Source organism: Natronorubrum amylolyticum, assembly GCF_052040145.1.
Taxonomy (GTDB): Archaea; Halobacteriota; Halobacteria; order Halobacteriales; family Natrialbaceae; genus Natronorubrum.
The window spans coordinates 376324-399679 of record NZ_JBPPFW010000004.1; the positions used below are offsets into that span (position 1 = coordinate 376324).

Consider the following 23356-nt stretch of genomic DNA (forward strand, 5'->3'; position numbering starts at 1 on the left):
GACACGGGTCGACCGAACGGGTGTCCACGTATCACGAGCCGGTTCGCTGCAGGTCTGATAGCTGGCGTCAGAAGCCGTTCGCTCGAGTCGAGCGAAACGACCGGACGGCGCACAACCGAGCGTCGAACGCGACGCGCCGAGGAAGCAGACCCTTACTCCCGTCCGACCCACTTCAGGACGAACAGCGTCCCTTCGAACAGCATGATCATGGTGAGCGCGACGAGGATGGGGGCCATCATGGTCGGGTCCATGGTGAACATGACCGAAAGCCCGAAGAAGGCCGCCCAGAAGTACAGCCGTTTCTGGGCCAGCCAGCGGCGGGTCGTCACGCCCATCATGATCGCGAGCATGATGAACAGCGGAATCTGGAAGACGATCGCGAGGAAGCCGGTCAGCGTGATGACCAGATCGAACGTCTCGCCGAGCGCGTACGCGATATCCGCACTGCCCTCGGCGTAGAACGTGAAGTACTGGAAGAGCACCGGCAACACGAGCACGTAAGAAAACAGCATCCCGAGCCCCGCGAGGACGACGCTCATCGGCACCGCCGCGAGGTAGTACTTGCGCTCGTGGGGGTACAGCCCCGGTCGCATGAACAGGTAACACTGGTAGACGAACACCGGGAGCGCCACCATGATCCCGAGCAGCGCCGAGAACTTGATCCGGGTCAGCCACAGCTCGAGTGGATGGTAGACGTGCGGCGGCGGCACCTCTTCGGCCGCGTACGGGAAAATGTCCGTCCAGACGTAGCTGATCGCGTCCGACGCGAACAACAGCCCGATCGAGGTCCCGGCCGCGCCGACGAGCAAGACGACCGCGAACCGGAGCACCATCTCCTCGATGTGGTCGGCCAGCGGCATCTCCTCGTCGTCCGGCGGCGTCGAGATGCCGCCGACGTCGTCGTCCGGATCGGGGTATGAGGGTTCGTCGATACTGTCGGGGCGATCGACGACGCCCTCGCCGTCGGTTTCGACCGGCAGATCGGACTCCTCGTTGTGGTCGTCGTCGGAAGGCGAGCGCTCGTCGTCCGCCTCCCGTGGCTCCGCGGCTTCGTCGACGGGATCCCCGCCATCCCTGTCGTCCACCGACTCGTCCGACATCTATCGGAATATCAGACGGCCACCGGTTATAGGCCTTTTTCTTACGAACACTGCACGAGAGGGACAAGGTCTCGAAACCGGCAGCTACTGTCTCAGCACTCGAAAGGTTGATAACCGGATATCAGTTAGCCACAGGCAGTAAATGAGTTCTGCCGTCGGAGAGGATACGGCCAAAGCTATCAACACTGGCCGTGAGACGATCGGCGCAGTGTTGTCTGGCGCGCAGACGCATCTGCAGAAGGTGTTCATCGTCTTCACCATCGGCTTCGTCGGCTCCTTCTACGCGCTTCGCATCTGGATCTGGGGCTTCCTCGAGGCGACGGCGAAAGCGGAGATGGATCCGAGCGTCGCAGAGGCGACGGATATCATCACGCGAACCCCGTTCGAGGTCATCCTCTTACAGGCGAAGATCGGCCTGCTCGTCGGGATTATCGTCGCGATTCCGGCACTCCTCTACTTCTCGCGTGACGCGCTCCGCAAACGCGGCATCGAATCGGTCGTTCCGGTCTCGAAGAGCTACGTGGCCGGGTTCGCGTTGACGTCGATCACCCTGTTCTGTATCGGTCTCTTCTACGCTTACGCGATCTTCTTCCCCTACGCGTTCGACTTCCTCGGAACCGTCGCCCACGACGCCGGCGTCAATCCGAGCTGGGGGATCACCGAGTTCACCGAGTTCATCGCCCTGTTGACGCTCTCGTTCGGGCTGGCCGCCCAACTGCCGCTGCTGATGAGCGTCCTTTCCTACACCGAGATCGTCTCCTACGAGACGTTCCGAGACAAGTGGCGCCACGCGATCGTCGCCATCACCGTCTTCGGCGCGATGTTCTCCCCGCCGGATCCGTTCACGCTGATCATGTGGGCGATTCCGCTCGTCGCCCTCTACGTGTTCAGCCTCGGGCTCGCGAAGGTCGTCGCCAACATCCGCCGACGCGGTGCGGCCGAACTCGACACCGGCACCGGCTTCATGAAACGGCGAGTCATGCAGTTCGGCGGCGGACTGGTGCTCGTCGCCGTCGCGACGGCGGCGTTCGTCAATCAGGGCGGGTTCGACTACCTCGAGGAGTCCGTCTACCCGCTGCTCCCGTCCGGATTCCGGCCCGAGGGAACCTTCGGCCTCGAGTCCATGGCTGCCGAGTACGGACTGCTCGGTGACGCTGCCGTCGGCGGGATCGGTGCCGTGTCGATCGGCTTTCTCGTCCTCGTTGGCTACACGATCAAGGTACTACAGGGCCCGGTCTACCCCCGAGAGGGAGACATCAGGGGCGCCGAGGATCACGAGGACATCGACTTCGAGACGCTCGCGGCCGAAGACATCGAGGAGGTCCCGACGCAGGTCTTCCTCGCGATGGACGAGGAGACGGCCCTCGAGTACTCCCGACAGGCGATGTACGACGACAACCGCGAGAAAGCGCAGGCCATCCTCGATCGGTACGACGGGCTCGAAGAACAACGGCAAGCGGACGCCAGCGAGGGAGACAGCGCGGGCGGCGCGGCCGGCGCAACGGGCGGCAGTGCGGCCGCATCCGGTGGCGAGGACGAAGGGAGCGTGTTCTCGAGTACGGCCGCCGGAATGCTCGATCCCTTTACGGAGGAGGAGACGACCGAGGACGACATCGGCGGCTACGCCTACGACCTCGCGTTCATCGTGGACAGCCTGACCTCGAAGACGATCTACATCGTGGGCGTCTTCATGGCCGTCCTCGGTGGCACGTTCCTCGCGCTGTACCAGGGCGGATTCGGGATCATCCTCGCCCAGTTCGTCGACCGCGTCCCGCCGGAGGTCTTAGACGAGGTTACCGACGATGCGGTCGCGACGGACGAGATCACGCCGGAACTGATCGGCGAACTCGGGTTAGTCATCGCCTTACACCCCGTCGAGGTGCTGATCTTCATGGTGAAGGTGAGTACGATACTGGCTTTCATCGCGATCGCCCCGATGATCATGTACTGGGGGTGGCCGGCAGCGAAGGAGCGCGGCCTCGTTCGCGGCGACCCGCGGGTGTTCCTCGTCTGGGGCGGCGCGCTGTTCGCCGGCTTCGGCGTCGGGCTGTTCCTCGGCTTCTACTGGATCGCCCCGATGGTTATCTCGTATCTCATCACGGACGCCGTTCAGAACGGGATGGTCGTCACCTACCGGATCAACAGCTTCTCCTGGCTGGTGATCTACACCACCCTCGGCGTCGGCTTCCTGTTCAACATCATCGTCACGATGGCGCTGTTCCACATCGGCGGCATCGTCAGCTACCGGACGATGCTCGATCGCTGGCGGCCGATCGTCGTCGGGATCTTCACGGCCGCCGCCTTCCTCAGCCCGAAGGGGATTCTCACGATGTTGCTGGTCGCGATTCCGATCGCCCTGACCTACATGCTGGGACTGGCCGTCCTCTACGTGCTCACCGGCGGCGGCCGGCTGTTCGGCGGTGGCGGCGGCAAGAGCGCCCCCGAACCGGAGCCGGATGCCGGCACGGTGGAGTGACGACGGCCACAGTCGAGGGCTGCGAAGCGATTCAGACTCGAGACCGGGCGGAAATTCGATTTGAACGGATCGCGTCGACAGTTCCTGCGAGCGGCTCCCAGCCACGGACTGTTAAGAACCCCTGTTCCCAACGATAACGCGTATGCCAAAGATCAGCGTCGAAGTTCCACAGGAACTCCTCGACGATCTCGACGGCCACGTCGGCGACGACGGCAAGTTCGTCAACCGCAGCGACGCGATCCGCGCCTCGATCCGGAAGACGCTCGATATCTTGGACGAGATCGACGAACGGCACGATCGACTCGAGGACGACGAACGCGACTAGAAATTACCATTGGCGGAAGCTATTACATGGTGGTACACGACTGTAGAGCCATGACCTCACCGGCAATCGAACGAGTGGACGACTCCGACAGCCAGACCGTCGAGTTTCCGCTCACGACGACCACACAGCGCGCGCTCCACGAGGCGATCGGCCACTGCTACGACGAACTCGCGATCAGTCGCGAAGAGGACGAGGACGGCCGCAGCGATCTTCCAGACGACCTGTTCGCCCATCTCGAGGCGCTCTACGTCGCGACGGCGGACGAGTCGCTTTCGCAGTTCGAACTCACGTACGAACGCGCGGAGCGACGAGAACAGGAGTAACACGCAGGTCGGGGCTCCGATCCGACCGCTCGGCGCTCGTCCGGACTACTGTACGTCAGTTCCGGAGCGACCGCGGCCCGTCTCTGCAGTTCTGCGGCAAACCGATACAGCAGACCGTCTCACTCGTCCTCGAGCGGCTCCGCGAACCCGAAGTTCGGTTTGACGTCCTCGACGCGAACGGTGACGACGTCGCCCTTCTCGGTCGACGGGACGAACAGCCGGTAGCCCTCGACGCTCGCGATACCGTCGCCCTCGCTGCCGACGTCGATGATCTCGACCTCGAGTTCGTCGCCCGTCGAGACCGGGGCGGTGAGCCGTCCCTTCGCGATGAAGAAGATCTCGGAGGACTCCTCGCGGCTGGCTTTCGGCGACGTGACGCGAACGTACTGGAACTCCTCCTCGACGTCCGCTCGGAATTCGTCGACGTCCGGCCCCTCGAAGACCTTGACGACGAAGTTGCCGCCGGTGTCGAGCAGTTCGAGGGCGGTCTCGAACGCCTGTCGCGCGAGGTAAAGCGACCGAGCCTGGTCGAGCGAGTACTCGCCTGACATGTTGGGTGCCATGTCGGAGACGACGGCGTCAACTTTGCCGCCCGCGGCCTCGACGACTCGCTCACGGGTTTTCTCCTCGGTCATGTCTCCCCGGAGGGTTTCGACCTGATCGACCAGCGCCGGATCCTCGAGCTCCTTGATTCGCTGGAGGTCGACGCCGATGACGGTCCCCTGCGGACCGACCTTTTCGGCGGCGACCTGCAGCCATCCGCCGGGGGCGGCGCCGAGGTCGACGACCGTATCTCGGCCCTCGATGACGTTCTCGAGGTCGTCGAGCTGTTTGAGCTTGTACGCGGCTCGACTGCGATATCCCTGCTGTTTCGCTCGATTGTAGTAGTCGTCCTTTCGTGTCATCTCTCGCTCACCACCGTTCCCGATCCGCTCTGGCTGTTCGCCGCTGGCGAATTCGCGTTCATACGAGTGAAGATGGGGTCGACCCGGAAAGGCACATCGGATAGCATCTCCAGCGTTGAGCAATCCGCCCCGGTCGCCGAACGCCGAGCTATCGAGTCGGTTCGCGTCGCCAACAGCGAGTCACGCCCACATACCGAGGATGTCTCGAGCGTGGACGTTCCCCGCCCGAATTGGGTCAGCTTTCTATCGCACATGGCAGACTACAGTAGAGCCAAGCGGACGCCGAGGGCGGTAGCCGTGTGATTTATTCACACGGAGACCGAATCGGTTGCCGACCGTTTTCGACGTAACCAGCCGCTGCCGACCGCTGCTGTAACGGGCTGTACTGTTCGTCGACAGCGAGCAACCATCCACTATCTCCGTCGTTGTTCCGTTTAGTGGTACAATACAGGGATCCGTTTACGGATTTCAACGTTCCAACTGCGATATTGAAACTGACAATAAAGTAACCTGGCCCGACATAGTTTATTGTCAGTTTTAAATCCAATACCTCGAAATAAATCAGCATTTCAGCTGAATTTCGCCAGGTGGTTCCGAAGCAACAGCGAAGACAATATGCACTAAAAACACAGTCTGAGACCCATTTGAGCAGAAATAGGCGTAAACAGGATCGAAAGTTATCCACCGCTATTTCGGTGTATTTCTGCCAAATAGATAACTCTCACCTTGGATACATTCATGCCTTACAACAGCCATAACAAGGTGTCACGGAAGAAGGTATACGAGTGCCACTAGCGGTGAGTATCAATGAAATGTTTGATCTTCAATAACACACCGGCTCACGTCCATCAGTACAAACACGCAGTCCAACGGCTCGAGGACCGCGGTCACGACGTCCTCGTCTTCGCTAGAAGCGACGAATTTACCGAAACGCTCCTCTCGTATCACGATCTTCCATACGAAACCTACGGCAAACGAAGCGAGTCGCTCCAGTCGCTCGCCTGGGAAATTCCGACACATCTGTACAACATCGCCCGCCGCGTCCGGAAGTTCGACCCGGACGTCATCTTCGGTAAGGGGCCGTACGCGGCGGCCGCCGGGATGCTGTCCCGGACGCCGGCGATCGCCGTCCTGGACTCCGAGACGTCGTTCGATCACGTCGTCGCCCGGCCGTTCGTTCGGGCGATCCTGACGCCGAGTGCCTTCCGGAAGGATCTCGGGAGCAAACACTACAAGTTCTCGGGCGTCGCGGAGTCGGCCTATCTCCACCCGGACGTCTTCGAACCGGATCCCTCAATCCGGGACGATCTCGGCGTCGGGGCGGACGAGCCCTACGCCATCGTCCGGCTCAACGCGTTCAACGGCCACCACGACGTCGGAAAGAAAGGGTTCTCGCTCGAGCAGCGCCGTCGACTCCTCTCGGAGCTCTCCGAGCACGCCACCATCTTCGTCTCCGACGAGGGCGGCGACCTCGACTTCGACGACCTCCCGGCGCGGCCGTTCGATCTCCACCCCGCGAAGATGCACGACGCACTCGCGGCGGCCGACTTGCTGGTCGCGGACACCCAGACGATGGTCACCGAGGCCGCGTTGCTCGGAACGCCCGCGATCCGCTCGAACTCGTTCGTCGGGGAGAAGGACATGGGGAACTTCATCGAACTCGAGGAGGCGGGCCTGATCCGAAACCTCGAGTCGTTCGACGCGGTCCTCGAGCAATCACAGGAACTGCTCGCGGACGACTCGACGACGGACGTCTGGGAACGGCGGCGCGACGAGTACGTCGCGGATATGGACAACTTGACGGAGTTAATCTGTAACATCGCGACCTCCTACGGCGATACGCAGCCGAAACAGACCGCCAAAACGGTCACGGGGGTGAGCTGATGCGGGTCTGTTCGATCGTCGGCGCACGACCCCAGTTCATCAAGGCCGCGGTCGTCTCGCGCGAGCTCCGAGCCGTCGGCGAGGAGGTGTTAGTCCACACCGGCCAGCACTACGACGAGGAGATGTCGGACGTCTTCTTCGACGAACTCGGCATCCCGGAGCCGGACTTCAACCTCGGCGTGAAGTCGGACACCCACGGTCGCCAGACCGCGAAGATGATCGCCGAGATCGAGCCCGTCGTCGAGGAGACCGATCCGGACGTCATCCTGCTCTACGGCGATACGAACTCGACGCTCGCGGGGGCCATCGTCGGCTCGAAGTGCGACGTCGTCGTCGCTCACGTCGAAGCAGGGCTGCGCAGTCACAACCGGGAGATGCCCGAGGAGATCAACCGGGTGTTGACGGACCACGCCTCCGATCTCTGTTTCGCGCCGAGCGAACGAGCCGTCGACGCGCTCGCGAGCGAGGGGATCACCGAGGGCGTCTACTGGACCGGCGACGTGATGTACGACAGCATTCTCGAGGTCCGGAAGCGAGTCGCCGACCAGTCGACCGTCCTCGACGACCTCGGGCTCGAGGCGGGCGAGTTCATCCTCTCGACGGTCCACCGCCAGCACAATACGGACACCCGAGCGAACCTCGAGTCGATCCTCGATGCCCTGTCGGACGCGCCGTTGCCGGTCGTCTTCCCGGCCCATCCCCGAACGATCGACCGACTCGAGGAGTACGGGCTTCGGGAGCGAGCGGAGGCCGAACTCGAGATCGTCGAACCGCTGGGCTACCTCGACTTCGTTCGCCTGCTCGACACCGCCGAGCGCATCGCGACGGACTCCGGCGGCGTCCAGAAAGAGGCGTTCTTCCTCGAGACGCCCTGCGTGACCATGCGGGAGGAGACGGAGTGGACGGAGACCGTCGACGCCGGCTGGAACGAACTCGTCGGCGCGGATGCGGACGCCATCCGCGAGGCGCTGCGGGGCGATCGAACGCCCGAGGAGACGCCCGAACCCTACGGCGACGGAAAGGCCAGCCGCCGGATCGCGGACATCCTCCAGCGATACGTCGACGCCGCCGAGTCGGAGTTGGCGGTCGAACCGCTGGCGTCGGACTGAACGTCACGACGGACGAGGCGGGCGAGCGCGTGACCGACAGGAACGGGAACGACATCGGCGTCGTCGTGGACGTGGACGACGACGAGGGGACGGCGTCCGTCGATCCGAGTCGAGAGCTCGGCGGCGAACTCGAGACCAGACTCGGCTGAGGCTCGGATACGGCGAGTCGGTACCCCCTCCGAAACGCCGCGGTCGGAACGATCGCCGACGGCGAGATTCGACTGCGGAACGAGTACTGAATCGTCCAACGGGTATCGGCGGTGGTAGTGATCTCGAGAAGCGCCGTCCGGTGTCGACGGCCGCCGCGGCCGATCAGTCGGCCGACGGCTCCGACTCGGGGGTCGAGGCCGGCTGCTGTTCGATTCGTGTGGCCCGGGTCCAGGCGAGGTCGCGATCCGTGAGGACGTCGAACAGACACCTGATGTTGAGCGCGTCGTGGAACTGCTTGTATCCGATCACGAGCAGCGGCGCGTAGACCAGCAGTCGCCAGTCCTCGCCCTCGATCTGGATCCCCAAGGCGGCGATCAGGAAGACGATGCTCGTAAAGAAAACGAGCACCGCGAGGACGGTGAAGATGTGGCCCAACGCCACGAGCCAGCCGATGTACGCGAGAACCACGAAGCTCGCGAACGGGAGGAAGAACATCTCGACCAGTCGGAACGGGAGCGCGATCCGGTTCAGGTAGCCGTAGGACGGATCGGTGACGACCGACCAGTGTTTGATGATTGTCATGTAGTTCCCCCGGTACCAGCGGAGCCGCTGGCTGTAGAGGTCGCGCCAGGTCGCCGGCGCCTCCGTGTAGACGCGGGCGTCGCTGACCGAGACGCGGTAGCCCGACCGGAGCACCTTCATCGTGACGTCGAAGTCCTCGGTGAGGGTGTCCGGATCGTAGGCGAAGACCTCCTCCAGAACCTCCCGACGGTAGGCGCCCAGACAGCCGGGCACGACCATCACGATCCCGAAGTAGTCCAGCGCTCGTCGGTAGATGTTGACACCGATCGTATACTCGAGTTGCTGACAACGCGTGACCAGCGAGTTGCGGTTCCAGATCGTGACGTTGCTCGCGACGGCGCCGATCTCCTCGTCGGCGGCGAACGGCGCGACGATGTGCTTTAGCGCGTCGTGGTCGACGATGCTGTCCGCGTCAACGGTGACGATCACGTCGCTGCTGGCGAACAGCAGGCCGTAGTTCAGCGCGGAGTACTTGCCGCCGTTCGCCTTGGTGACGGCCGAGACCCGCTCGTACGCCGCGGCGTACGCGCTCGCCTCCGCGAACGTACCGTCGGTGCTCCCGTCGTCGATCGCGACGATCTCGAGCGAGTCGGTCGGGTAGTCGGCATCGAGCAGCGACTGAATCGTCCGCCCGACGTAGCCTTCCTCGTTGTACGCGGGGATCAGGACGGTGACGCTCGGGTACGGCGGTTCGGGCTCGTACTTCGAGCGGCCGATCTGATCGTGGAAGAACGCGATGAACGCGATGAACCAGTAGTAGACGAAGATCAACACGACGGCCCCCAGGTGAACCAGCGCGATCGGCGACGGGACGAGCCAGCCAAGGGAGACGATGACGGCGACGTAGCCAACCAGGCCGACCGCCAGCGCCCGCGCGCCAAACAGGCCGCCGTACTGTGGTGCGCGCTCGACGACGTAGTACGACCAGCTCAGGTAGACGGCCAACAGACCGGCGAGGAGTCCGATTGCGTAGAGCGTCCCGACGGGCATGACGTCGACGAGCAGCCCGAACGGTACCAGCGCCGAGAGGAACAGGGCGACCGACCGCCACTTGACGGCCCGAACGCCCCGCCCGATCGTCCGCCAGAACGCGACCGCGACCGCAACCGTCGCCGAGACCGACTGCCCGACGCTCATCGGCTCACCTCGGCGATCGGCTCGAGGACGCGCCAGCCGTCGTCAGTCTCTTCGACCGCGCCGGTCTCGAGGCCGACCGAGAGCTGTTCGATCGTCATGAAGGCGACGTCGTCCTCGCCGTTCATGTGCTGGATCAGCGATTCGAGTTGCTGGAGTCGCTCCTCGGTCGTGAAGTACTGGTAGTGGAGCATGACGACGTGGACATCGCCGTTCGCGTGGGCTTCGTCGAACGAGTCGGTCATCGTCTCGAGATCGTGGAAGGGAACATCGTCCTCGTCGTCGCCCGACTCACCGTACGCGTTCCAGTCCTCGAACGCTTGCGTTTCTGGGACGTGGGTGAGACCGCCCGCCTCGAAAACCGTCGAGTTGGGATCGCCGTAGTACTGGTCGGTAAACCACTGGCCGCCGGAGACGGTCGTGTAGTTCGACTCGGCGAGCACCTCGGTCGTCGTCTCGTCGTACGTGTTCATCGGCGGGATGAACGTCGAAGACGGCGACTCGATGCAGTCGGCCAGCAGCGCCTCGCCGTCGGCCAGTCGCTCGCGTTGCTCCTCGCGGGGGAGGTCGCCGAACTCGCTTCCACCGTAGAAGTCGGTCTCCTGCTCGTGGGTGTAGCCGTGGAGGGCCATTTCGAACTGACCGGGGGCGTCCGCCTCGAGCGATCGGAGGTATGAGCAGAGCTCCGGATCGTCGGTAAGCGTCGCCTCACCGGCCGTGTCGGGGATGATCCCGAGCGTGACCGGCACCTCCTCGTCGAGAAACACCTGATTGACCGCGCGCAGTTCGTCCTGGTTGTACCACGGCTGGATGTCGTCGTTTCTGAAGACGACGATCGAATCGTACTCCTCCCAGGAGCGGTCGACTGACGCCGGTTCGGCAGGCTCGTCTTCGAGCATCGGCGTCACCGACACCGCGCCGGCGATACCGGCGACGAGCACCATCACCACGAGAACGGTGCTGAAGAGCTGTCGCGCTCGCTGAGACTCGGGGACTAACCGCGCTGGCACCCAGTTCAGGTGGTCCTCGGACGACGGAAGTGTCGGGAACGTGACTATCGGTAACGGGCCGGTGGATTCCGCGTCGGACGAGGGCGAAGATGAGGACGACCGGTGGCCACAGTCGAGACAGCGATCGATCGTCTGGAGCGGCGATAGCTCCTCGTCGGCCGCCGACCGACCGCACTTCTCGCAGCCGTCGGAAAACGCCTCGAGCGAGGCGACGTGCCCACAGTCGTGTTCGACGATCCGATCGTCGACGAACGACCGTGAGCCGCAGTGCGGACAGGGGGTCTGGTGTACGTCGGTCATTACCTACTGGAGGAGCGGTGACCATCAGTACTGACAGGGATCTGAAGGTAGCCGGAGCGCGTTACCTCGAGGTTACCGCCACCTCGAGACCCGTCGGGGCGTCCCGTTTATCCTCGCGGCGCTAGTATGGACACGACAGCACGAGCGAGGGAGCAGGGAAATATGACACAGACACCGAATCCGGCGCAGACGATCGCGGGCTCGATCCTCGGCACCAAGTGGAAACCACGGTTGATCGTCGCGCTCGCCACCGAGGGCCGACTGGGGTTCGGAGAGTGCAAACGCGAACTCGAGGGTATCTCGAACAAGGTGCTCTCGGACAACCTCGAGGAGCTGCGAGAACACGACGTCATCTCGCGGGACGTCGTGCAGGAACAGCCCCGTCGCGTCGAGTACGAGCTGACCGCGGCCGGCCGAGAGCTGTACACGATCCTCGAGTCGATGGCCGATTGGGACGCGACCTACGTCGTTGGAACCGGGGCACCGACGGTGTTGCTGGCCGACGACGAACGGCGACTGCTCGAGCTCTACTCGGTGTGGCTTGCAGCCGACTACGACGTCGTGACAGCCGCCGACGGCCGCGAGGCGCTGGCCCTGCTCGACGAGTCGGTCGACGTCGCAATCCTCGATCGGGCGATGCCGGGCCTCTCCGGCGAGGAAATCGTCACGGCCGTCGTGAACGCCGGACAGGAAACGCCGATCGGCATTCTGACATCGAAACAGGTGTCGCCGGACGACGTCACGGTGCCGGCCGATCGGCTGCTGCGAAAGCCGATCGCGAAGGACGAACTGATCGACGTCATCGAGGAACTGAACCAGCTCACCACCGTCGCGCCGATCGCCCGCGACATCGAGGCGCGCACCCATCGACTCGCGTTCCTCGAGACGCACCTCGGCTCGGCCGTCAAATCGACCGGGCCGTACCGACGGGCCAAGTCCGAACTGGACGAACTCGAGACCGAACGAGCGGCGACGGCGGCGGCTCGTGAGCCGTGGCGACGGCTCCTCGAGCGCGAGGACGAGGACGGGTCCGAGGCCGGGTCGGGATCGGAGTCAGCGACGGACGACGACCCGAATTAGTGGCGTTCTAGGTCTGAACTGCTGAGCGAAACGTGCAGTAGTGTTCGCTTTCGCCCAGCAGCCGACGCTCGGAAAAGGACCGGCGGTCTCTGCCGCCGAAACGGGGCCAAGCTGTTTTGAGACTCCACGTGGTGGGGATGCTATGACGACGAGAGCGGACGACGGTCGGCGGGTGTTGCTCGTCGAGGACGACGATCTGCAGGCACGGCTGTACCGAACGATGCTCCGCCAGCACACCGACTACTGGGGCGAGAGCCCGATCGACGGCTCGGACGAGCCGGCCGTTACCATCGAAACCGCCGAAACGCTCGAAGGCGGCCGGACGGCGCTCGAGGAGGCGTCAGAACCGTTCGCCCTCGTGTTGCTCGATCTGAACCTGCCGGATTCGAGCGGACTCGAGACGCTGAACGCGGTTCTCGAGGTCGTCACGGAGACGCCGGTCGTCGTGCTGACCGGCATGAACGACGCCACGATCGGCCGGGAGGCGGTCGAACGCGGAGCACAGGACTACCTGATGAAAGAGCACGTCACGCCGCGGTTGCTGTCCCAGACCGTCGCGTACGCCATCGAACGGCGCAGTCGAACCGGCGAACTCGAGCGCCAGCGCCGGGAGCTCGCGGTGTTACACTGGCTGGTCCGCCAGGAGATCAGAGACGACGCGACCGTCGTTCTCGGGTGGGCGGCGGAGCTCGAGCCGTCCGGACCCGAGGAGGAACGAACCGTCTCGCGAATCGTCGAGGCTGGCGAACGGATCGTCGAACTCACCGAGTCCGTCGGTGCGACGGTACAGGCCCTCGAGGAGTCACAGCCGGCGCTGACCGCGGTGGATCTCAGCTTCGTCCTCGAGGAGGAGATCGAGCGGCTCGAGCGCCGGAACGATTGCGAGGTGACGCTCGACCGGCCGGACGGTGAGAGCCCGGTTCGAGCCGACCGGTTCCTCAATATCGTCGTCCGGAACCTGCTGACGAGTGCGCTTCCCACCGAGAACGGATCGAACGGCGAGGTGAGGGTCTCCGTTCGGCGTGACCGCGACGCGGACCGGGCCGTCGAACTGGCGGTGTCCGACACCGAGGCCGAACTCCCGCCGGCCGATCGCGAACGGGGCGCAGACCGCGGCCACACCGGAAACGGCACCGACGTCGGACTCTACCTCGTGCGGACGTTCATCGACCGCTACGACGGTCGTCTGGAGATCGAGGAGGGTGAGAACGGCGAGTCGGGAACCACCATTCGAGTACTCCTTCGAGCCCCGACGTGATACGGACTACTGTCAGTCATTTCCGGTGCAACCCCATCCTCCTGCGGTTGCACCGGTACATCGGTACAGCAGACCGTATAAGCCCAGCGAGCGATCAGTCGAATCCGATTCGAACCATCTCGCCCCACTCGGCGTTGCCGCGCAGGTACCGGACGAACGCGATCCACGCGATCAGTGATTTCCACTGTCGGAATGGGAAGTGCTCGAGCAAGGCGTAGCCGAGCAACGCGGCGATGTCTCTGGGGTTTCGATACCGTCGAAAACTGATCACCTCGTTCAGCACGCTCAGCCAGGAGAGCAGCGTCCCGATCCCGATGGCGATCGCCAGAAAGAGGACGAAAAAGGGCGCGTTCAACACGCCGAGGATGAACGCGAGCGGGACGATAACGTACCCGAGGCCCTCGATAAGCGGCCCGATCGCTTCGACGAGCAAAAAGAACGGCAGCGCGAACAGCCCGATCATGCCGTACTTTCGGCGTCCGATCATCGATCGATGGAGCCACAGCGTCTCGAGCAGCCCCTGAAACCAGCGCATCCGCTGGGCGCCTAACACCTGCCGCGTCGTCGGCACTTCGGTCCAGACGACGGGATAGGGGACGAACTCGATCCGGTAGTCGGTGTCGGCGTAGTGGCGGTGGAGTCGAACGATAAGCTCCATATCCTCGGTGATCGTCTCCGTCGAGTAGCCGCCGACCTCACGGACGGCGCTCGTTCGGAAGAGCCCGAACGCCCCGGAGATGATCAGCAGGCCCCCGAGGCCGGAGAGTCCGATGCGACCGGAGAGGAACGCCCGGAGGTACTCGACAACCTGAATGTTCGCCAGCCGATTCTTCGAGAGTCCGACGCCGGTGATGACGCCTCGAGAGGTCTCGCAGCCGTTGACGACGCGGACCGCTCCGCCCGTCGCAAGCGTTTTCGTCGGGTGTTGGAGGAACGGTTCGGCGACCTCGAGCAGCGCGGTTCGTTCGACCATGCTGTCGGCGTCGATCGCGCAAAACAGCGGCTGGTCGGTGAAGAAGATGCCGGCGTTGAGCGCGTCTGCTTTCCCCCCGTTTTCTTTGTCGATCACGAAGAGGTTGCGATCGGTCGACTGATAGACGTCGCGAACCGTCTCGCAGGGGAGATCAAACGGGACCGAAGCATCGACGCGGTCGAGATCGAAATCGTTCGTGACCGCCTCGAGCGTGCCGTCTTTCGAACCGTCGTTGACAACGATCACCTCGACGTTAGGGTACTCGATGTTGAGCAGCGAGCGAACGGATTCGACGATGACCGCCTCCTCGTTGTACGCCGGGACGACGATGGCGATGCCCGGCAGGAACGGGGAACTGTACGGATCGTACGTGGGCTTGAACAGCCAGTTACGGATGTTCCACCGGAGGACGACGAACGAGACGAGATGGATGAAGAGATAGCTGCCGTTAACGAGGGCGAAGTAGCCCACGAAAAAGAGGCTGACCAGCCACAACAGGTCGGCTACGACCATCCGACGGCGGCCCTCCGTGGTGGATTGTACTCGGCTCGCGCCCACTCGATCGCCGCGGCCGCGTCCTCGGCCGATTCGGTTTCGGGGTTGATGTCGATCGCCGACGGCAGCGCCGCACCGGCTTTGGTGAGCGTCCGCGCCGCGGTCAGCCGACAGCGCTCGTTCGGATCCGTCACGACGGCGTACTGGAGCCACTCGATCGAGGAGCGATCACCCCACCGCCCGAGCAGGTCGTAACACGCCGTCCGAACCCCCGGATCGGGGTCCGAGAGCGCCCCTTCGACGTCGACGCGGGCGCGAATCTCCGGACTCCAGCCCTGTCGTTCGAACGCGGCGAGCGCGGCGGCCCGAACCTGCGGTGAGTCGTGTTCGAGCAGTTCTCCGAGCCACTCGAAGAGATCGGATCGGCGCTCGAGGCGGCAGTGTGCGAGCACGAGCAGCGACTGCAACAGCAGTTCCTCGTCCCACCACTCGCCGTCGATGATGAGCTTCGACGTCAGCGCCGAGGCGTCGACCCGATTGAGTCGGTACAGTGTATCGAGACCGAACACTGACAGCCGCTCGTCGTTACGAAAGCAGAGCAGCGACGTCCCGTCGTCCGCGGCGGTCTCGCCCTCGCAAACGAGGAGCAGCCGTGCAGCGGCCGCACGCGTCGTGGAGTGGTCGAGACAGGTCGCACGCAGCCGATCGGTCGACACCGGTCGCTCGAGCAGGCTCAACCAGATGAGCCCGCGGAGTCGCCGCGTGAGTCGCCACGAATCGAGCGAGCGATCCGCCCGGTCGTCGATGCCCACCGTGGTCGCGAGCGACAGCAGTTGTTGGCGTTCGTAGCCGCGAAGCCGGCGGAGGTACTGAGAGACCACGTCCCGGATAACGAAGCGCTCGAGTCGGGAGTGACTCTCGTACCAGCCAGCCCAGTCGGGATCGGGTTGTTCGAGACGGACGAACAGTTCCGGCATCAGCTCCCGCCGAATCGCCTCGCGACGCTGGTCGAGCCAGAAGCGGATCACCGAGAGGAAGAGGGTGACCGCGGCGACGAGGAGACAGATGGCGAAGACGACGACGGCCGCGACGAGCAGTGTCGACACCATCAGAGAAGTCGGTTGAGTCTGGCGACCACTTCAGAGGGACTGAACGGTTTCACGATGTAGTCGTCGGCCCCGAGGTCGAACCCCTGGATGACGTCGTCCTCGAGCCCCCGGCCGGTGATCAGGATCACCGGCATCCCGTCGTACCGGTCCGTTCGCTGGAGTCGGCGGAGCACGCCGAAGCCGTCGATGCCGGGGAGCATGACGTCGAGCAACATTGCGTCCGGCAGCTCGTCGGTCTCCTCGAGATACGCCCAGCAGTCGTCGCCGTCGTCGATCACGGTGACCTCGTAGTCCGCGATTTCGAGCCGGTAGGAGAGAATTTCCGAGATCTGTTCGTCGTCCTCGACGACGAGTACGCGTCCGCTCATGATTCGGCCTCCGGATCGATCGCGAGAAGGAGCTCGCCGGCCAGTTCGAGAGCCGTGATCGGCCGACGAACGAAGCGTTGGGAGCCACAGACCGGCAGCCAGTCGTCGGCCTTCGGCGTGGGACCGACGACGACGACGGGGACCGGAAGCGACGTCTCCGGCGTCCGCAACGAACGGAGCGTCGCGTCGTCGACCGTGTCGACGCCGTCTGCAGAGAGGAAGACGCAATCGATCTCATCCCGATCCGCGTGCGACCGGAGTTCTGCGACCGACACGGTGTCGACCGCACAGCCGACCGCCTCGAGCGTCTCCGCCATCGAACGGCCCTCGGCCGCGTCGTCGTCCACCGTCGCGACAACTACTCGAGGCTCGTCGGCCGGATCGAAGTGGATCGACGCGAGGACGTCGGCGACCGTCTCCGTCGACGCCCGCGGCGAGAGCAACCCCGAAACGCCGAGAGCCGGCGCCGGAAGCGACTCGTCGTCGATGACCGAGAGCAACGCGATCGACGTCTCCGCCTCGAGTCGATCGAACAGGGCCGCAAGGCTCTCGATCGACGGCTCCGGGAAGGCGTGCCAGTCGAGGGCGACGTGTCGGGCAGCGTCGGCCCCGTCGGCCGACGGTCGAACGTCGTCGACGCTCGAGACGACCGTCGGCTCGTATCCTGACTGCTCGAGTTGGTCGACGAGGACGTCGGCGAACGGGCCCGACTCGAGAACGAGATCGATCGACGCCGCTCGGTCGGGATCGTCGACGCTCGGCGTGGGTGCGGCCACGTCCCCGTCCGCGTCGGACTCCAGCGCCGGATCGACCGTCTCTGGGTCGTGAGCGATGAGCGACGAGAGTTCGTTCGACGCGGCGAGGATCGTCTCGACTGACTCGCGCTGGTCGGCCGTCAGCGAGCCGTCGTGGTCTTCGAGCATGGTTTCAGCGGTCGCGTGAACCACAGCCAGTCTGCGACGGAGTTCGTACTGAAACGCCGCCTCGGCGTCGGTCGGTTCGGAAGTCACAGATGTCCGTATCAACGCTGTCCGGTCGTATAAATCAACGCCCCGAATTCGGGGACGGTCACGCGTATTCTCCGTCTCAGAGACGACTGTACGCTCGATCGGTCGTCGTGGGTTGGCGGCACTCAATTCGTTCGAGTCGGCTCTTGCGCCGTACGTTCAAGAGTCCCGGCGTCGTACGAATTGTATGGTAGTACCGACCGGCCACCCGATCCGCGTCCTCTGCGTGGACGACGACGCCGCCTTACTCGGGCTTACGGCCGTGATTCTCGAGAAGACGACCGATTCACTCGTCGTCGACACCGAGGAGGAGCCCGAAACCGCCCTCGAGCGGATTCACGATCAGCGGTACGACTGTATCGTGACGGACTACGAGATGCCGACGATGAACGGCATCGAACTGCTCGAGGCCGTCCGCGAATTCGACGAAAACCTCCCGGTGATTCTGTTTACCGGCTCCGGCTCCGAGGCGGTCGCGAGCGAGGCGATTTCGGCGGGCGTAACGAACTATCTCAGAAAGGGGGCCGGAACGAACCAGTACGAACTCCTCGCGAACCAGATCACGAACGCCGTCTCGGCGTATCGGAACCACCAGGAGCTCGAGTGCAAGACCGCGGCGATGGAAGAAGCGCCAGTCGGAATCACGATCACCGATCCCTCGGCGACGGACAATCCGATCATCTACGCGAACCGAACGTTCACCGAGTTGACCGGATACACGCAGTCAGACATTATCGGCCACAACTGTCGGTTTCTGCAGGGAGAGCGGACACGGCAGGAGCCCGTCGACGAAATGCGGGCGGCGATCGACGCCAGGGAACCGGTTTCCGTCGATATCCGGAACTACCGGCGCGACGGGACGATGTTCTGGAACGGGGTGACGATCGCCCCGATCGGCGGCGACGGGGAGTCGGACCTGCACTTCGTCGGTTTCCAGACGGACATAACCCGTCGAAAGCTCGCCGAAGAACGGCTCAATCGACAACGAGAACGACTCGAGGAGTTCGCGAGCACCGTCTCTCACGACCTCCGCGGACCGCTCACCGCCGCGAGCGGGTACCTCAAACTAGCACGGGAACAGATCGACGACGACGTCCCGTATCTCGACGAGGTCGAGGCGGCCCACGAGCGAATGGAGACGTTGATCGACGACATGCTGTCGCTGGCCCGGGCAGGGACCGTCGCAACCGAAACTGCACCCGTCTCGCTGGCCGCGGCCGCCGACGCCGCCTGGAATACGAGTCCGCACGTCGAGTCGACCCTCGAGATCGAGGTCGACGGGCGGACGACACTCTTCGCCGACGAATCCCGTCTCGTCCAGTTGCTCGAGAACCTCTTCGGGAACTCGCACGTTCACGGAACGACCGAGGGACACGACGGTGAGAAACCGACGGTAACCGTGACCGTCGGGACGCTCGAGGACGGGTTCTTCGTCGAGGACGACGGTCCCGGCGTTCCGGCGGCGGACCGGGACGTGATCTTCGAGTCGGGGTATACGACCGGCGAGGGGACCGGTCTCGGTCTGCGAATCGTCAGGGACATCGTCGACGCCCACGGCTGGGACGTCTCGATCGTCGAGGGATCGACGGGCGGTGCCCGGTTCGAGATCACCGGCGTCGAGTCCGGCTGAGACGGTCTGCTGTACCGATGTACCGGTACAACGTGACCGCCCTCCGATTGGGCCGGAACTGACGAACAGCGCTCCGTCCGATCGGTATCGCCGCGGATCACGACCGGTACGATCAGAGGACGGTGACGCTCTTTGCCAGGTTTCGCGGTTTGTCGATCGGTCGATCGAGCGCGTCGGCCAACCAGTAGGCGACCAGTTGGAGCTGAACGTTCGCGACGATCGGCATCACCGCCGGATGCGTCTCGGGAACCTCGAGGACGTAGTCGACGTGGCTGCCGACCGTCGCCGGCGAATCGGTCACCGCGACGACCGGCGCCCCGCGAGCCTGTACCTCCGTCACGTTCCCGATCGTCGCCGACGTCTTCTCCCGACCCGAGACGATCGCGAACACCGGCGTCGCCTCCGTGACCAGCGCCAGCGGCCCGTGTTTCAACTCGCCGGCCGGGAACCCCTCCGCGTGTCGGTACGTGATCTCCTTGAGCTTCAACGCCCCCTCGAGCGCGACCGGCGCGCTGTACCCCCGGCCGATGAAGAAGTAGGCGTCGGCCTCGAGGAACGCCTCGACGACGGATCGGGCGTTGGAATCGTCCAGTACCGACTGGATGTGGTCCGGGAGCCGACGAAGTTCGCGAAGGTGTTCGCGCGACGCGGAAGAGGAGGGGTCGGCGGTGTCGGCCAGCGCGGTCGCGAGCAGCGAGAGGGTGACCTGCTGGGAGGCGAACGACTTCGTCGCGGCGACGCTGATCTCCGGGCCGGCGCGGATGTAGAGCACGTGATCGCACTCCCGCGCGGCGGAGCTGGCGACGACGTTGGTCAGCGCGAGCGTCGTGGCACCGGCGCGGTTCGCGCCGCGAAGCGCGCGCATCGTGTCGGCCGTCTCACCGCTCTGGGTGACGCCGACGACGAGCGTCTCCTCGTCGACGGGCAGTTGGTCGGCGTCGTACTCGCTCGCGACGAACGTCTGGGCGGGGATCCCCTGGCGCTGGAGCAGGCGCTCGCCGAACAGTCCCGCGTGATAGGACGTTCCGCAGGCGACGAACTGAACCGCAGAGGGCTCCTCGAGTCCCTCGAGTTCGGGGAGCGAGACGGTGCCACCCAGCTCTTCGATGCGACCGCGCAGGCAGTCCCGAATGGCCCGGGGCTGTTCGGTGATCTCCTTTCGCATGTAGTGGTCGTAGCCGCTCTTGCCAGCGTCTTCCGGATCCCAATCGATCGTCTCGACCGATTTCTCGACGACGGCGCCGGACTCGTCGGAGACGGTCACCGACGAGGGCGAGACCGCGGCGAACTCCCCGTCGTCGAGGTAAACGACCTGGTTCGTGTACTCGATGAACGCGGGGACGTCGCTCGCGAGGAAGTTTCCGTTTTCGCCGAGACCGAGGACGAGCGGCGACTCGTGTCGAGCGACGTAGATCGTTTCGTGCCCGGGAAACACCGCCGCGATCGCGTAGCTTCCCTCGAGTCGGTCGATCGCCGCACGAAACGCCGCAAAGCGGTCCGCGCCTCCAGAGCGCTCCCGGTCGATGAGGTGGGGAACGACCTCGGTATCGGTGTCGCTCCGGAACTCGTAGCCGTCCGCCGACAGCTCCTCGCGGAGTTCGCGGTAGTTCTCGATGATCCCGTTGTGGACGACGGCGACCGAACCGTTCGGACTCGTGTGCGGGTGGGCGTTGACGTCCGACGGCGGGCCGTGCGTACTCCAGCGCGTGTGGCCGATCCCCGTCGGGCCGTCGAAGCTGTCGGCGGCATCGCTCCCGATCCAGTCGTCCGAACCCCTGCTCCCGTTGAACGCTGCGCCGTCGGCGGCGAGTGCACGCTCGAGTTCCACCAGTTCTCCCTCACGCTTTTCGACCGCCAGCGGCGCGTTCGCCACCGCGATTCCGGCCGAGTCGTAGCCGCGGTACTCGAGGTTCGACAGCCCGTTGAGGAGTCGCTCGAGGACGGTGTCGTCCGACTCGCCGCCGGCGTAGCCGATGATGCCGCACATCAGGAACGCACCTCGGTGTCGTCTTCGATCTTGCCGCGGATCGTCGCGCCAGCGGCGATCGTCGCGGTGGCCCCGACGATCGTCCCCGGCGCGTACGTCACGCCGCCGCGGTCGGTGACCCGATCGGCGAGCAGGGCCCCAATCGGCTCGTTCTCGAAGAACCGGTCGCCGACGCGAACGTCCCCAGGTCCGCCCGGAACAACGGACCCGTGGCCGACGTTGACACCGATGCCGGTCACGCAGTCGACGACCGTCGCGTTGGCACCGAGACGGCTGTCGGCGTCGATCACGCTCCGCTCGACGACTGCGTTCGAGCCGACGGTCGCGTTCTCGCCGAGGCAGGTGTGCGGTCCGACGACCGCCCCGGGACCGACCTCGCAGTCGCGGTCGATCACCACCGGCGATCGGATCGTCGCCGAGCCGTGGACGGTCGCGGAGGGGGCGACCTCGTCGCCGATCACGCCGGTATCGAACAGCGTGTCGGAGAGATCCAGCAGATCCCACGGGTACGTCGCGTCGAGCCAGTAGCTGTCCGAAACGGTCCCGCGAACCGTCTCGCCGCTCTCGATCAGCGTCGTGACCGCGTCGACCAGCGAGGACTCGCCGTCGGTCGGCTCCGTTCGGCGAATCGCGTCGAAGATCGACGGTTCGACCGCGTAGACGCCGGCGTTGAGTCTGTACGGACGATCGTCCCGTGGCTTTTCGACCAGCTCCGAGACGGTGCCGTCGTCATCGAGGATCACGCCGCCGTACTCGCCGATATCCTGTCGCCTGACGAGGCCGATCGTCGCGGCGGCGTCGGCGTCGTGTGTGGCAATAACGTCGTCGATGAGTCGGCTCTCCACGAGCTGATCGCCGTTGACGACGAGGCTCGTTCCGTCGACGACCGACGACGCGGCACGGAGGGCGTGGCCGGTTCCGAGCTGTCGATCCTGCCGAACGTACGTGAGGTCAGCCTCCCGATAGCTCGAGCCGAAGTAGGACCGAATTCGGTCGCCGCGGTAGCCGACGACGACGGTGATCGAGTCGATCCCGGCCTCGATCAACTGATCGAAGACGTGCTCGAGGATAGGTCTGGTTCCCGCCGGAAGCATCGGCTTGGGTCGATTCCGAGTCAGCGGCCTGAGACGGGTCCCCTCGCCTGCCGCGAGGACGACCGCAGAAGGGAAACTCATTACCGAACGGGCGGCTTCCCGGTATTTCGTTTGTGTTACCTTACTTCACGATAACGATCGACACACCCGAGCCGAGGAGACCGTAACAGTGGTACAACATCCACCCCAACAAATCGTTTCGACGACAAACCCAAGGTTTCGAGTCGACCGTAGCCGTCGCTTCGCCCGTGTCGCGCTCGCGCGTAAAGGGTGGCTTTTTATGGCAACCGTCCGTACCCCGAGCTATATGTTCAAGGCCATCGTGAGCGCGGCAACGCTCACCAGCGCGCTCGATTCGGTGAGCGTGCTGGTCGACGAGTGTAAGATCCACCTCGAGGAAGACGGTCTCGAAATTCGAGCCGTCGACCCCGCTAACGTCGGGATGGTCGACCTCTCGCTCGATGCGGCGGCGTTCGAATCCTACGAAGCCGACGGCGGGCTAATCGGTGTCGACCTCTCGCGACTCGAGGATATCGCGGGCATGGCCGAATCCGGCCAGCTCGTCCAGCTCGAACTCGACGAAGAGACGCGCAAACTCCACATCCAGATCGACGGACTCGAGTACACCCTCGCGCTCATCGATCCCGACTCCATCCGACAGGAGCCGGACATTCCGGATCTCGACCTTCCCGCAGAGGTCATCCTCGAAGGGAAAGACGTCAACCGGTCGGTCAAAGCGGCCGACATGGTGAGCGATCACATCGCACTCGGCGTCAAGGAGGCGGACGAGTACTTCTACGTCGACGCGGAGGGCGACACCGACGACGTCCACCTCGAACTCACCCAGGAGGACCTGATCGATCTGCAGGTCGGGCCGGCCCACTCGCTGTTCTCGCTCGACTATCTCAAGGACATGAACAAGGCGATTCCGTCCGACACCGAGGTCACGCTCCACCTCGGCGAGGAGTTCCCCGTTAAGATCTACTTCGGCTTTGCGGAGGGGCAGGGACAGGTCACGTACATGCTCGCACCGCGCATTCAGAGCGACTGATCGCGC

The 23356-nt window shown here is 64.3% G+C and carries 20 protein-coding genes; 10 read left to right on the forward strand and 10 right to left on the reverse strand.

The window, feature by feature from the left end; translation table 11 throughout:
- Positions 1–152: 152 nt before the first annotated feature.
- Complete coding sequence (gene tatC, locus ACSFDB_RS17470) at positions 153–1100, reverse strand: twin-arginine translocase subunit TatC (RefSeq protein WP_440772185.1); 948 nt, start codon at positions 1098–1100, stop codon at positions 153–155.
- A 142-nt stretch (positions 1101–1242) separates the two neighbouring features.
- Here tatC and ACSFDB_RS17475 point away from each other — a divergent pair, with 142 nt between their 5' ends.
- The 3 genes from ACSFDB_RS17475 (at position 1243) to ACSFDB_RS17485 (ending at position 4224) form a co-directional block, all read left to right on the forward strand.
- Entirely contained in the window at positions 1243–3576 is a 2334-nt protein-coding gene (locus ACSFDB_RS17475) for a twin-arginine translocase subunit TatC (protein ID WP_440772186.1), read from the forward strand.
- A 142-nt stretch (positions 3577–3718) separates the two neighbouring features.
- Positions 3719–3901, forward strand: coding sequence for a ribbon-helix-helix domain-containing protein (locus ACSFDB_RS17480; RefSeq protein ID WP_440766656.1), 183 nt, complete (start codon positions 3719–3721; stop codon positions 3899–3901).
- Positions 3902–3951: 50 nt separating this feature from the next.
- On the forward strand, positions 3952–4224 hold the full coding sequence (locus ACSFDB_RS17485) for a hypothetical protein (RefSeq protein ID WP_440772187.1): 273 nt from the start codon (positions 3952–3954) through the stop codon (positions 4222–4224).
- Between the two features lie 119 nt (positions 4225–4343).
- Here the strand turns inward: ACSFDB_RS17485 and ACSFDB_RS17490 are convergent, their stop codons facing one another.
- Positions 4344–5129, reverse strand: coding sequence for a 23S rRNA (uridine(2552)-2'-O)-methyltransferase (locus ACSFDB_RS17490; protein ID WP_440772188.1), 786 nt, complete (start codon positions 5127–5129; stop codon positions 4344–4346).
- Positions 5130–5936: 807 nt separating this feature from the next.
- Between ACSFDB_RS17490 and ACSFDB_RS17495 the strand changes: the two genes are divergently transcribed.
- The 3 genes from ACSFDB_RS17495 to ACSFDB_RS21060 are packed head-to-tail and all read left to right on the forward strand — an operon-like array spanning position 5937 to position 8271.
- A complete protein-coding gene (locus ACSFDB_RS17495) occupies positions 5937–7013 on the forward strand; it encodes a DUF354 domain-containing protein (RefSeq protein WP_440772189.1) in 1077 nt (358 codons plus the stop codon).
- Positions 7013–8122, forward strand: a complete 1110-nt coding sequence (gene wecB, locus ACSFDB_RS17500) for a non-hydrolyzing UDP-N-acetylglucosamine 2-epimerase (protein WP_440772190.1) — start codon at positions 7013–7015, stop codon at positions 8120–8122. The genes ACSFDB_RS17495 and wecB overlap by 1 nt, the downstream gene beginning before the upstream one ends.
- Positions 8119–8271 (forward strand): DUF8593 domain-containing protein, encoded by a 153-nt coding sequence (locus tag ACSFDB_RS21060; protein ID WP_502260893.1) that lies wholly within the window; start codon positions 8119–8121, stop codon positions 8269–8271. The genes wecB and ACSFDB_RS21060 overlap by 4 nt, the downstream gene beginning before the upstream one ends.
- Positions 8272–8434: 163 nt before the next feature.
- Here ACSFDB_RS21060 and ACSFDB_RS17505 read toward each other — a convergent pair whose 3' ends face one another.
- Together ACSFDB_RS17505 and ACSFDB_RS17510 are read right to left on the reverse strand one after the other, a co-directional pair.
- Positions 8435–9991, reverse strand: coding sequence for a glycosyltransferase family 2 protein (locus ACSFDB_RS17505; RefSeq protein WP_440772191.1), 1557 nt, complete (start codon positions 9989–9991; stop codon positions 8435–8437).
- Positions 9988–11298 carry a DUF2334 domain-containing protein gene (locus ACSFDB_RS17510; RefSeq protein WP_440772192.1) on the reverse strand — a complete coding sequence of 437 codons (1311 nt, stop codon included), beginning with the start codon at positions 11296–11298 and terminating at the stop codon, positions 9988–9990. The genes ACSFDB_RS17505 and ACSFDB_RS17510 overlap by 4 nt, the downstream gene beginning before the upstream one ends.
- Positions 11299–11460: 162 nt before the next feature.
- On the opposite strand from ACSFDB_RS17510, the gene ACSFDB_RS17515 reads away from it, so the two are divergent.
- Positions 11461–12378, forward strand: a complete 918-nt coding sequence (locus tag ACSFDB_RS17515; protein WP_440772193.1) for a winged helix-turn-helix transcriptional regulator — start codon at positions 11461–11463, stop codon at positions 12376–12378.
- A 142-nt stretch (positions 12379–12520) separates the two neighbouring features.
- Positions 12521–13636, forward strand: a complete 1116-nt coding sequence (locus ACSFDB_RS17520) for an ATP-binding response regulator (protein WP_440772194.1) — start codon at positions 12521–12523, stop codon at positions 13634–13636.
- A 94-nt stretch (positions 13637–13730) separates the two neighbouring features.
- Here ACSFDB_RS17520 and ACSFDB_RS17525 read toward each other — a convergent pair whose 3' ends face one another.
- Genes ACSFDB_RS17525 through ACSFDB_RS17540 form a run of 4 tightly spaced genes read right to left on the reverse strand, consistent with a single transcriptional unit; the run spans position 13731 to position 17591 of the window.
- Positions 13731–15122, reverse strand: coding sequence for a glycosyltransferase family 2 protein (locus tag ACSFDB_RS17525; RefSeq protein ID WP_440772195.1), 1392 nt, complete (start codon positions 15120–15122; stop codon positions 13731–13733).
- Positions 15113–16213, reverse strand: a complete 1101-nt coding sequence (locus ACSFDB_RS17530; protein WP_440772196.1) for a HEAT repeat domain-containing protein — start codon at positions 16211–16213, stop codon at positions 15113–15115. The genes ACSFDB_RS17525 and ACSFDB_RS17530 overlap by 10 nt, the downstream gene beginning before the upstream one ends.
- Entirely contained in the window at positions 16213–16581 is a 369-nt protein-coding gene (locus ACSFDB_RS17535; protein ID WP_440772197.1) for a response regulator transcription factor, read from the reverse strand. The genes ACSFDB_RS17530 and ACSFDB_RS17535 overlap by 1 nt, the downstream gene beginning before the upstream one ends.
- A complete protein-coding gene (locus tag ACSFDB_RS17540; RefSeq protein WP_440772198.1) occupies positions 16578–17591 on the reverse strand; it encodes a hypothetical protein in 1014 nt (337 codons plus the stop codon). The genes ACSFDB_RS17535 and ACSFDB_RS17540 overlap by 4 nt, the downstream gene beginning before the upstream one ends.
- A 184-nt stretch (positions 17592–17775) precedes the next feature.
- Between ACSFDB_RS17540 and ACSFDB_RS17545 the strand changes: the two genes are divergently transcribed.
- Entirely contained in the window at positions 17776–19218 is a 1443-nt protein-coding gene (locus ACSFDB_RS17545) for a response regulator (protein ID WP_440772199.1), read from the forward strand.
- A 112-nt stretch (positions 19219–19330) separates the two neighbouring features.
- Here the strand turns inward: ACSFDB_RS17545 and glmS are convergent, their stop codons facing one another.
- Both glmS and ACSFDB_RS17555 read right to left on the reverse strand, forming a co-directional pair.
- Positions 19331–21205 (reverse strand): glutamine--fructose-6-phosphate transaminase (isomerizing), encoded by a 1875-nt coding sequence (gene glmS / locus ACSFDB_RS17550; protein WP_440772200.1) that lies wholly within the window; start codon positions 21203–21205, stop codon positions 19331–19333.
- A complete protein-coding gene (locus ACSFDB_RS17555) occupies positions 21205–22380 on the reverse strand; it encodes a sugar phosphate nucleotidyltransferase (protein ID WP_440772201.1) in 1176 nt (391 codons plus the stop codon). The genes glmS and ACSFDB_RS17555 overlap by 1 nt, the downstream gene beginning before the upstream one ends.
- A gap of 226 nt (positions 22381–22606) precedes the next feature.
- On the opposite strand from ACSFDB_RS17555, the gene ACSFDB_RS17560 reads away from it, so the two are divergent.
- Positions 22607–23350 carry a DNA polymerase sliding clamp gene (locus ACSFDB_RS17560; RefSeq protein WP_090307936.1) on the forward strand — a complete coding sequence of 248 codons (744 nt, stop codon included), beginning with the start codon at positions 22607–22609 and terminating at the stop codon, positions 23348–23350.
- The last annotated feature ends 6 nt before the right edge of the window (positions 23351–23356 follow it).

What these genes read in the sequence shown, in the direction of transcription:
- ACSFDB_RS17480 (WP_440766656.1), top strand. Translation starts at nt 3,719, where the DNA reads ATGCCAAAGATCAGCGTCGAAGTTCCACAGGAACTCCTCGACGATCTC.
- glmS (WP_440772200.1), bottom strand. Translation starts at nt 21,205, where the DNA reads ATGTGCGGCATCATCGGCTACGCCGGCGGCGAGTCGGACGACACCGTC.
- ACSFDB_RS17520 (WP_440772194.1), top strand. Translation starts at nt 12,521, where the DNA reads ATGACGACGAGAGCGGACGACGGTCGGCGGGTGTTGCTCGTCGAGGAC.
- ACSFDB_RS17515 (WP_440772193.1), top strand. Translation starts at nt 11,461, where the DNA reads ATGACACAGACACCGAATCCGGCGCAGACGATCGCGGGCTCGATCCTC.
- ACSFDB_RS17475 (WP_440772186.1), top strand. Translation starts at nt 1,243, where the DNA reads ATGAGTTCTGCCGTCGGAGAGGATACGGCCAAAGCTATCAACACTGGC.
- ACSFDB_RS17545 (WP_440772199.1), top strand. Translation starts at nt 17,776, where the DNA reads ATGGTAGTACCGACCGGCCACCCGATCCGCGTCCTCTGCGTGGACGAC.
- ACSFDB_RS17495 (WP_440772189.1), top strand. Translation starts at nt 5,937, where the DNA reads ATGAAATGTTTGATCTTCAATAACACACCGGCTCACGTCCATCAGTAC.
- ACSFDB_RS17490 (WP_440772188.1), bottom strand. Translation starts at nt 5,129, where the DNA reads ATGACACGAAAGGACGACTACTACAATCGAGCGAAACAGCAGGGATAT.
- ACSFDB_RS17555 (WP_440772201.1), bottom strand. Translation starts at nt 22,380, where the DNA reads ATGAGTTTCCCTTCTGCGGTCGTCCTCGCGGCAGGCGAGGGGACCCGT.
- ACSFDB_RS17525 (WP_440772195.1), bottom strand. Translation starts at nt 15,122, where the DNA reads ATGGTCGTAGCCGACCTGTTGTGGCTGGTCAGCCTCTTTTTCGTGGGC.
- ACSFDB_RS17530 (WP_440772196.1), bottom strand. Translation starts at nt 16,213, where the DNA reads ATGGTGTCGACACTGCTCGTCGCGGCCGTCGTCGTCTTCGCCATCTGT.
- ACSFDB_RS17560 (WP_090307936.1), top strand. Translation starts at nt 22,607, where the DNA reads ATGTTCAAGGCCATCGTGAGCGCGGCAACGCTCACCAGCGCGCTCGAT.
- tatC (WP_440772185.1), bottom strand. Translation starts at nt 1,100, where the DNA reads ATGTCGGACGAGTCGGTGGACGACAGGGATGGCGGGGATCCCGTCGAC.
- ACSFDB_RS17510 (WP_440772192.1), bottom strand. Translation starts at nt 11,298, where the DNA reads ATGACCGACGTACACCAGACCCCCTGTCCGCACTGCGGCTCACGGTCG.
- wecB (WP_440772190.1), top strand. Translation starts at nt 7,013, where the DNA reads ATGCGGGTCTGTTCGATCGTCGGCGCACGACCCCAGTTCATCAAGGCC.
- ACSFDB_RS17485 (WP_440772187.1), top strand. Translation starts at nt 3,952, where the DNA reads ATGACCTCACCGGCAATCGAACGAGTGGACGACTCCGACAGCCAGACC.
- ACSFDB_RS17535 (WP_440772197.1), bottom strand. Translation starts at nt 16,581, where the DNA reads ATGAGCGGACGCGTACTCGTCGTCGAGGACGACGAACAGATCTCGGAA.
- ACSFDB_RS17505 (WP_440772191.1), bottom strand. Translation starts at nt 9,991, where the DNA reads ATGAGCGTCGGGCAGTCGGTCTCGGCGACGGTTGCGGTCGCGGTCGCG.